The organism is Desulfovibrio aminophilus DSM 12254 (assembly GCF_000422565.1).
Taxonomy (GTDB): domain Bacteria; phylum Desulfobacterota; class Desulfovibrionia; order Desulfovibrionales; family Desulfovibrionaceae; genus Aminidesulfovibrio; species Aminidesulfovibrio aminophilus.
On sequence record NZ_KE383876.1, the window covers coordinates 25,236 to 33,753 of the forward strand.

An 8,518-nucleotide genomic window follows, 5' to 3' on the forward strand; every position below is an offset into this window, starting at 1 on the left:
TGTGGGCGACAAGGAGGAAGGGGTGACGTCGCGGGTGGGGGACATGAGACATCAAACCGAACACAGTGGAGGAACCGACATGGCGGAGAACGGACAGAATCCCGGGGTTGAGGCCGGTATCGGCGTGGCCCGGACGGCGCTGCGCGTCGGGCAGGATCGGGCTAGGCGGCTCCGGGACATGCGCTCAGCCTTCGAGCGCGGGGACGAACGGCAGGCCTTGAGCCTGGCCAGGGAACTGTGCGGCCTGCCCGGCGGGGAACATGTCGACGCGCATCCCGGTTGTTGAGGTGATCCGCGTCTCCACGGCCGAGCAGGCCAAGGAGGGGCGCGCGGGCATCGCCAGGCAGGAGGCGGCCTGCCGACGAGCCGTGGAGAACCACGGGCTGGAGGTTGTCCGCGCCGTGCGCTTGATCGACGTGTCTGGAACCTGTGTGCAAAACGCCCCGGAGATGGACGAGATCATGGGCCTCATTCGGGCCGGGCGCGCCCGGGGCATCGTGGCCGCCGACTTCGACAGGCTGCTGAGGCCTGACGATTTCCGGTCCTTGGCCGTGCTCCAGGACATCAAGGAGACCGGGGCGCTCATCTACCTGCCCGACCAGGCCGTGGACCTGAATACTCAGGGCGGGTGGCTCATCAGCGGCATGCAGTCCATGATCGCGGGCAACGAGCTGGCCCAGATCAAGAAGCGGCTCAACGGGGCCAAGGAGGCCATGCGCCGGCGCGGGGAGCACCCAGGCGCCGACAATCTCCTACCCCTGGGCGTGAGCTACGACCGCAAGGCTAAGCGCTACTACTACAACGACGACGCGCCGCTCGTGGCCAGGATTTTCGAGGCGTTTTACCGCGGGGAGCAGAACATCTCCGAGCTGGGGCGCATGTTCGGGATCGAGCGAGCGCGGGCTGGGAAACTGCTCCGGAACCAGCTCTACATCGGCTGGCGGGTCTATGACCGGCGGCGTGGCGGGGATCGCTACGCCCGGATGGACGGGCGTATGGGCGAGATGCGCAAGGTGCCGCGGCCGCCGGACGAGGTGTTCAGGGTGCACGTCATTGAGGAGCCGCTGGTTCCGGAGGTCCTGTTTTGGGCCGTGCAGGACATCCTCGACGGGCGCAGCCGCAGGACCATCCAGGCCCGCATGAAGGGCCGCAGCGAGGCTCTGTTCGCCGGGTTTGTGCGCTGCGGGATATGCGGAGAGCGGATATACACCTCTGGCCGGGGGGAGGTGCGACGTGGGGCGAGGTATTACGTCTGCCGGCGGCTGAGTTCCTGGTGTAAGAAGCGGGGCATGAGCTGCACCCTGCCCCGGCTGCAAGTGCCCAAGGTCGACGCCATGCTGGTGGAGTTTGTGGCCAGTAGGCTGGCGGACGAGGAGTATGTGCTGGCCCAGGCCGAGGGGCTCGTGAGCCGGGCGGAGTCTGCGGCGCGGGCGCAAGAGATTGAGCAGGGTGAGCGGCAGATCGCCGCCATAAAGCGGAAGCGGGCCAGGCTGCTGGACGTCTACCTGAACGGCGACATCGAGCGCGAGGACCTGGACAGGAAGGCGGAGGATCTGCGGCGCGAGCAGGAGCGCACGGAGGCCCGGGTGGCGCGACTCAGGACTGAGGCGAGCGAGACGGACAGTGCGCAGTACGCGGACGCCGTGCGCCAGCTCGCCGAGGCCTTCGCCGAGTTCCCATTCTGGACGCGCAAGGAGCAGCGCGCGCTCCTCGAGGACATCCGCCCCGAATTCTGGATCACCCCGGACGGCGTCACCAAGGCATCCATCCCCATTCGGACCATTCCCTCATCCACCACCAAGATAACCTGACAAAACGCGGGGGCCGCTGATGAACGTGGAGCACGCGTCCGTGCCCTGCCTCCTGGAGGACTGGTACGGCGCGGACTACGTGGACAAGCTCGACGAGCTGAAGTTCAAGCAGGACGAGCGGGCCGTGGTGGCCAACGCCGGAGCCTGGGCCCTGGGCCGCAAGATCGACGAGCTGGTCCTGGCCCGCATGGCCTTGAGCGACAACGCCCTGGCCCTGGCCGACAGCGGCCTGACCAAGGCCAAGATCCTGGAGGCCTTCGGGCGGCTGAACACGGCCGACGTGCCGGACGACGGCTCGCGCTTCGCGGCCGTGGGCGCGCGCCAGTGGAACGAGCTGCTGGACATCTCGGAGTTCAAGAGCGCGGACTACGCGGGCGACCGCTACCCCTGGCTCAAGGGCACCGAGTCCCGCGTCTGGCTCGGCATCACCTGGCTGTTCCATTCCGGCCTGCCGCTCTCGGGCGGCGCGCGGACCTGCTTCGTCTGGCACAAGAGCGCCGTGGGCCTGGCCGAGGGCCAGGACATCAAGTGCTTCATCGACTGGGTGCCGGAGAAGGCCGCCCACCTGGTGGACCACATGCTCTCGGCCGGGGCCTGCCTCATCGACACGAGCGGCGTGGTGGCCGTGCCCTGCAAGGACGACAGCCCGGCTGCCTAGCCGGTTTCAGCGAAGGAGACGAACAATGGCTTACGACGGCAAGCAGATGCGCCTCATGGGCGGTGTTCCGGGCCAGCAGCTCTTCCTCTACGGCGGCGCGGACGGCGCCACCGAGATGACGGCCGCCGGGTACTTCACCCCGGCCGTGGAGGACTACAACCTGAGCACCGGCGACCTGATCCTCTGCGTGGGCGGCAAGCCCGCCGCGCCCAAGCCCCTGGTCTACGCGGCCAAGGTCGCGGACGGCGCGGCCTCGGTGAGCGCCTAGGGGACCGACGACGAACCACGAACCGGGGCCGGGCGACCGGCCCCGCGTTTTTCCGGGAGGCGGCCATGGCCGTGAGCGTCATCGAAATCTGCAACAACGCCCTGCTGGACCTGGGCGAGGAAACCATCATGAGTCTGTCCGACGACTCCAAACCCGCCAGACTCTGCAACCAGCGCTGGCCCGGGGTGCGCGACGCCGTGCTGCGGGCCCATCCCTGGAACTGCTGCACGGCGCAGGCCGTGCTGGCGGCGGACGCCGCGCCCCCGGCGTGGAGGCGGAGCTTCGCCTATCCGCTGCCGCCGGACTGCCTGCGGCTGGTGCGGGTGGCCGGGCCGGACGGGCGGCTGCTGGAGGACTGGGAGGTGCGGGGCCGGGCGTTGTCCTGCGACTCGCCCGCGCCGCTACTCGTGGACTACGTGCGCCGGGAAACCGACCCGGCGGCCTTCGACGCGCTGCTGAGCGAGACGCTTTCGGCGCGGCTCTCGGCGGTGCTGGCCTATCCGCTGACGGCCTCGACCTCGCTGGCCCAGGCGCTCTGGAAGGTCTACGAGGACAAGCTGACCGAGGCGCGCGGGGCCGACGCCCGCGAGGCGGGCAGCCCGCCCCCGAGCCCGGCGGCCTGGCTCTCGGCCAAGCTGGGCGGGAGGTGACAAAGGGGCGGCGCAAGCCGCCCCCTCACGTTCAGGCGAGGGAACGATATATTGTTATAACTTATTATTTATGTTGCCATTTTTCAATATTCTTCCGATAGTTGTCATAATTTTCTCCGGCGCCAGTGCATAATTTTTCAACCGCCATTTGTATTATTGCCGGAAGGTAATTGTTTATTCCTTGAAGTGCACTCAGAGAAGCGTTCATTTCACGCTGCCACATTGGTAGGATCTCTTTTCTTTCATCTACAGCAGGACCAGATGCCATTATTCGTATTGACTCAATGTGCCTTGAAATAGCGAGTATTCTTGAAAAATTAGAATAAATACGATGCACTAATTGAGCTGCATTCGCGTCCAAAAAAACTAGCTCGTGTGCAATTTTATTAAATATTATTGGTTCACCAATTGGACAAGGAGGGAATGGAGCTATTCCTGGCCTGTCCGGGTGATAATCAATCCCAATAAGATACTTATTGGTTTCTTCTTTAAATTGAGAATATGTAGCTATAATGTCATTTATAATAAGCATACTTATCTCTTTTTGCCGTTCATTTTTTATTTTAATATCTTTACCATTTTCTTTAATCGATATTAAACAATATGATAATAATGATATAAACAATGCAACTATAGCAGCTATTGATGCTGACCTTGTTTGGACATCAGAAAATGCTAGCAATAAAAAAATGAAAAAAATAATCGCAGGAGCAAAAAAAGCGAGTGCAATTGAAAAATGTGGGATATAGCTTCCAATTTTTTCATACTTTCTAAACATAATTAATTTTATATTTTCAAAATTCATGTTTTCCATATCCTTCCCTCCCTACAAATAAAATTAACAATTCTAGTCAAGAAATAGAATACAGCATCTCAAATTTAGCTGCAAGAAAGACAAATAAAGGTTGGCTTGACCGGACTCAGAGCCAAGCGGCTCATGGGTTCCACGGAGTACTCCACATTCCGGGCCGGCGACTTCCTTCGCCGCAACCCGGGCAAGGAGCCGCCGTCCTACTACATGGATTACGGCGACAAGTACGCCCGGCGGTTCACCAACGAGACCTTCCCCGACCTCTCGAACAAGGGCAAGGCGTGGCTCCTGCGCTCCCGGCGCACGCTTCAGGAGAAGATGGAGGGCATGCTTCAGGACCCGGCCGACGCGGGCCTGGAACACCGGGCCGACGAACTGCGCGATCGGGCCTTTGACCAGCACTCGGACGCCTACCTGGAGGCGGGGCTGTACGATGCGCTTCTTGGACGTGAAAACCTAAAGAATATTAGAATCCTATCGGTTCCAGATCTTGAAGACTGGCTTTCCGAGCAGACCGCGCGCGAGGTCTGGCAAACCGGAGGGAGTCTAATCTCCCAGGGCGCTACGGACTTAAAGGAAGCTGCCTCTCAACGGCTCAAGAAGTGGAACGACATGATCTTCCCCGCCACTCGCGGGAAGTGACGCTACGAGAACCCCGGGGATGTCGGCTCAGCATCGTGAACTGGCGGCAATCCCTGGGGCCTTTTTCTTCCACACGAACAGCAGGGTGCCGAGCAGCACACCGAAAAAAACCGTCTGCACCCCGTACAGGGCGAGGCTCCCCGCCAAAACCAGAACCAGATAAACGAAGAACTTCGCAACCACGGGCAGCAGTCCTTCCCTGGGCAGGGTCAATAGCCCAACTACGAACAGATAGAACGTCAGGTGCCCGAGCAGGCCCGCGACGATGGCCGCGGCCACGCAGCCCGGCCAGGTGAAGCGCATCCGGCCCCGCAGCACGACCCGCCACCAGACCAGGAGCATGGACGCGAACCAGCTCAACGCGACGAGGGCCACGAATGTCGCGTCCACGCTGAAGGGGCCGAGCTGGGCCACGATGCTCCCCACCAGGGCGTTGCACAGGCTGAGCACCAGGGTTTCGTACAGGGCGACGCGGGGCATGAATCCTCGCTTAGCGCACCGCGCACCGGGCGGCAAGGCGGGATGCGGGGGAACCCGGCCGCGCCGGGCTTCCCGGACCGGCCCCGCGCTAGGCCAGGCGCAGCAAGGCCATGCCGCCGATGAGCAGGACCATGCCCGCCCACGCGCTGGGCTTCAGCCGTTGCCCGTGCAGCCGCCAGCCGCCCAGCGACGTGCCGAGGATGCCGAAGCCGCCCCACAGGGCGTAGGCCACGGCGAGATCCATGCCGCGCACCGCGTAGGCCAGGCAGGTGAAGGCCAGGGCCACCAGTCCCAGGGCGCAGGCCGAGAGCCCCAGCCGCCGAAAGCCGTCCGAACGCGAGAGCAACAGGTTGGCCGCCACCTCCAACGCGGCGGCCAGCAGCACCGCGAGCACGAAGCGCCATTCCATGAACGTGTTCACGAGCGCCCTCCCTCGCCGGGCGGCGTCCCGGCCGGGTCGTCGACATCGCCGCGCCCGGTGCCGTGATGCACGAGCAGCGTGCCCGCCAGGACCATGCCCAGGGCCGTGAGCCGGGTGGCGTCGAACCGTTCGCCCAGCAGGGTGACGCTGACGATGGTGATGAGCGTGAGCCCCAGCCCCTCCCAGACGGCGTAGGCCACGCCCACGGGCAGTTTCACCACCGCTCGGGCGAGGAAGAAGTACGAAAGGCCCAGCAGCAGGTACATGCAGCCCATGCCGAGCACGGGCCACGTCTCCCGCGAGAGTTTCATGACGCTGGTCCCCGCCACCTCCAGGATGATGGCGACCAGCAGGCTGAGCCGGCAGCAGTTCGTGGACATATGGAAACCTCAGAACGCGCGGGGCGCGCGCCGACAGACCGCCCGAAGGCGGCGTTGATTCCGCGAGGCCGTCCCCGCTTCACGCGGAGCGGGCGAAGGGACGGCGGCCGGGGACCGGGACACGGCGGCGTGTGTGCGCCGCCCGCTGGTCGCGGCCTAGAGCGCGGTGCGCCAGTAATGTTCCCTGGCGGAGAGGACGGGCAGGGAGGAATTCGTCGGTATGGTGCGGACGTTGGACATGATGGCCCAGGATAGCAGGACGCCCCCGAAGGCGCAAACGGCGCGATCCGGGGGCCTCGGCGGGCGGAGGGATCGGCGCGGCCGGGCGCTCAGAATCCGGGATTGCAGGCCGCGACGGCCGGGACCGGCCCGGCGTCCGGGCCCAGGCACTCCGGGAAGTCCATGAGCAGCGCGCCCAGGCGCGGCTTGACCGGGCGGGCGCTCCACTCGGGCGACCGCAGCAGCCGGACCAGGCGCTCGTTGAGGCTCTCGGCCATGCCCCGAGGCGTCGTGGGGAAGAGGTTGGCGCTCAGGTAGTTGATGTACATCACGTCCGCCGGACTTCCGGCGGCCTCGCACAGGAGCGCCTGGACCAGCCCCCACTTGTTGTCCCGGTCGTGGCGCGCGTAGCTGTCCTGGACCCGGATCGTGTGCGGCTCCCCGCCGCCGGACCGCGCCGGGCGCATGGTGAAGATGGTGTCGTTCCGCCAGTCCGCCAGGCAGACGCCGGGATGCCCGGAGGCGAAACGCCGGGCCAGGACGATCCGGCCCCTGGCCTCGCCCAGGGTCGGGAACCAGCTCCCCGGGTGGCGGAACGTCTCGAAGCCCTCCCAGGCCGCGTCGAACAGCTGGAGGAACGTGGCGTCGGCCGAGGCTCCCTCGCAGGAGACCTGCATGACGACCGTCTCCGAGGGGTTGCGGCGGAGGAACTCCACGGTCACGGCCAGCACGTCCCGCAGCCCCACGCCCTGGTCCACGTCCTTGTGCGCGGCGCGCAGATCCTTGCCCTGGGGCCGCACGCGGATGTCCACCCAGCGCACACCCAGGGCGTACTGGCCGGCGAGGTCGAGGGTCTGGCACTGGGTGAACGGGCCGGTGAAGAGATTGTCGCCACGCAGACGGGCGCAGGAGTTGTGCGTTCCGGGAATGCTCATGGCCGTCAGCGGGGTTTCGTCGGGAACACGGTCCATCCAGGCCTGCATGCGGTCTCCTTCGGCGGGAACCTCGCCGGGTCGCGGGTGTGCGGGTGGGGCCCACCATATAAAAAGAAGAATACCGGCGCAACGATGCCGCGCCCGGCACGGAGGCCGCCCTTCGCGACGACAGAAATTCCGCTATCAACCGGGCGATCGCCCGGCCACGCGCGCCGAACGGAGGAATGCGCTCCGCCTCCGTCGGTCTGGACGCGAAGCCGCCGAACAGGTTATGATTGAAGCGTATCGGCCGCCCGAGCCCGGGCCGTCCCGCCCGACCGTCCGGGAGGGACATGAGGAGCGGCCGATCTTCGGCCCGGGCGACGAGAGAGATGATGCGCCTCCTGGCGGCCCTGACCACGTTCCTGTTCCTCTGCGCCTGGGCCGGACCGGCTCCGGCGGGCGACGTCTGGACCGTGACCGCCCTGGACTGGCCGCCCTACTCCGGCCCGGACCTGCCGGACCAGGGCACGGCCATCGCGGCCCTGCGCCGGACCCTGGCCGCCGGGGACATCGAGCTGCGGGTGATCTTCCTGCCCTGGGCGCGGGCCAAGATGGAGGCCGCGGAACACGATTACGCGGGCTACTGCCCGGCCTGGCCCGAGGAGGTGGCGCCCGGCTTCACGGCCTCGCCGCCCATCGGCTTCTCGCGGATCGCGGTGGTGGCCCGCGACCGCTCCCCGTCCTTCTCGGACCTCGACGATCTCTTCGCCCGGCACAGCGTGGGCCTGGTCAAGACCTACGTCTATCCCGAACCCATCGCCAGGTCGGCCGCCGCGCACCCGGGCCAGGCGGTCTGGGTTCCCGACGAACGCGCCCTGGCCCGAATGCTCTTCAACGCCCGTTTCGATGCGGCCATCACCGACCCCGAGGTCATGCGCCACACCGCGCGCGAGGAAGGCCTGGGAACGGTCGCCGTGCTGCTGGAGATGGACGTGAAGCCCCTGGTCCTGGCCCTGCGCGACAACGAGCTGGGCCGTGAGCGGCTGGAACTGCTGCGCCGCCTGCTGAGCGGCGACGTGGACCCCGCGCCGGAACCCTAGGCCGACCCGGCCGCCCGCGCCGACGGCCGCCCATTGATCCGCCTCCCGCTCCGGCCCGCGCCGGGGCGTTTTTTTCGGCCTCAGCCCCGCCAAGGCCCGGACCACGGACTCTTCCGGCCCCATCCAAGGGGCGGGCGCTCACTGCTTGACTTCGCGCGGGG

Annotated in this window: 12 protein-coding genes; 7 read left to right on the top strand and 5 right to left on the bottom strand. The window is 65.8% G+C overall.

Annotated features, from left to right (window positions below):
- The first annotated feature begins 79 nt into the window (after positions 1-79).
- From H587_RS0114555 to H587_RS0114575, 5 genes are all read left to right on the top strand, one after another.
- On the top strand, positions 80-286 hold the full coding sequence (locus H587_RS0114555) for a hypothetical protein (RefSeq protein WP_027176860.1): 207 nt from the start codon (positions 80-82) through the stop codon (positions 284-286).
- A complete protein-coding gene (locus tag H587_RS0114560; RefSeq protein ID WP_027176861.1) occupies positions 261-1,811 on the top strand; it encodes a recombinase family protein in 1,551 nt (516 codons plus the stop codon). The genes H587_RS0114555 and H587_RS0114560 overlap by 26 nt, the downstream gene beginning before the upstream one ends.
- Before the next feature lie 19 nt (positions 1,812-1,830).
- A complete protein-coding gene (locus tag H587_RS18980; protein ID WP_051202945.1) occupies positions 1,831-2,469 on the top strand; it encodes a phage capsid protein in 639 nt (212 codons plus the stop codon).
- A 25-nt stretch (positions 2,470-2,494) separates the two neighbouring features.
- Positions 2,495-2,737: a hypothetical protein gene (locus H587_RS0114570; protein ID WP_027176862.1), complete on the top strand. Its 243-nt coding sequence runs from the start codon at positions 2,495-2,497 to the stop codon at positions 2,735-2,737.
- 65 nt (positions 2,738-2,802) lie between these two features.
- Entirely contained in the window at positions 2,803-3,387 is a 585-nt protein-coding gene (locus tag H587_RS0114575; RefSeq protein WP_027176863.1) for a phage connector family protein, read from the top strand.
- Between the two features lie 64 nt (positions 3,388-3,451).
- Here the strand turns inward: H587_RS0114575 and H587_RS20690 are convergent, their stop codons facing one another.
- Positions 3,452-4,201 (bottom strand): hypothetical protein, encoded by a 750-nt coding sequence (locus tag H587_RS20690; RefSeq protein ID WP_156904578.1) that lies wholly within the window; start codon positions 4,199-4,201, stop codon positions 3,452-3,454.
- Positions 4,202-4,297: 96 nt separating this feature from the next.
- Here H587_RS20690 and H587_RS19910 point away from each other — a divergent pair, with 96 nt between their 5' ends.
- A complete protein-coding gene (locus H587_RS19910; RefSeq protein ID WP_156904579.1) occupies positions 4,298-4,840 on the top strand; it encodes a hypothetical protein in 543 nt (180 codons plus the stop codon).
- 27 nt (positions 4,841-4,867) lie between these two features.
- Here the strand turns inward: H587_RS19910 and H587_RS0114585 are convergent, their stop codons facing one another.
- From H587_RS0114585 to H587_RS0114600, 4 genes are all read right to left on the bottom strand, one after another.
- Positions 4,868-5,320, bottom strand: a complete 453-nt coding sequence (locus H587_RS0114585) for a hypothetical protein (protein ID WP_027176865.1) — start codon at positions 5,318-5,320, stop codon at positions 4,868-4,870.
- 88 nt (positions 5,321-5,408) lie between these two features.
- Complete coding sequence (gene mdtI, locus H587_RS0114590) at positions 5,409-5,729, bottom strand: multidrug/spermidine efflux SMR transporter subunit MdtI (RefSeq protein WP_034609668.1); 321 nt, start codon at positions 5,727-5,729, stop codon at positions 5,409-5,411.
- Between the two features lie 8 nt (positions 5,730-5,737).
- Complete coding sequence (locus H587_RS0114595; RefSeq protein ID WP_027176867.1) at positions 5,738-6,121, bottom strand: DMT family transporter; 384 nt, start codon at positions 6,119-6,121, stop codon at positions 5,738-5,740.
- Between the two features lie 329 nt (positions 6,122-6,450).
- Entirely contained in the window at positions 6,451-7,323 is an 873-nt protein-coding gene (locus tag H587_RS0114600; RefSeq protein ID WP_027176868.1) for a PI-PLC domain-containing protein, read from the bottom strand.
- Positions 7,324-7,646: 323 nt separating this feature from the next.
- Here H587_RS0114600 and H587_RS19915 point away from each other — a divergent pair, with 323 nt between their 5' ends.
- Positions 7,647-8,357: a type 2 periplasmic-binding domain-containing protein gene (locus H587_RS19915; protein WP_051202947.1), complete on the top strand. Its 711-nt coding sequence runs from the start codon at positions 7,647-7,649 to the stop codon at positions 8,355-8,357.
- The last annotated feature ends 161 nt before the right edge of the window (positions 8,358-8,518 follow it).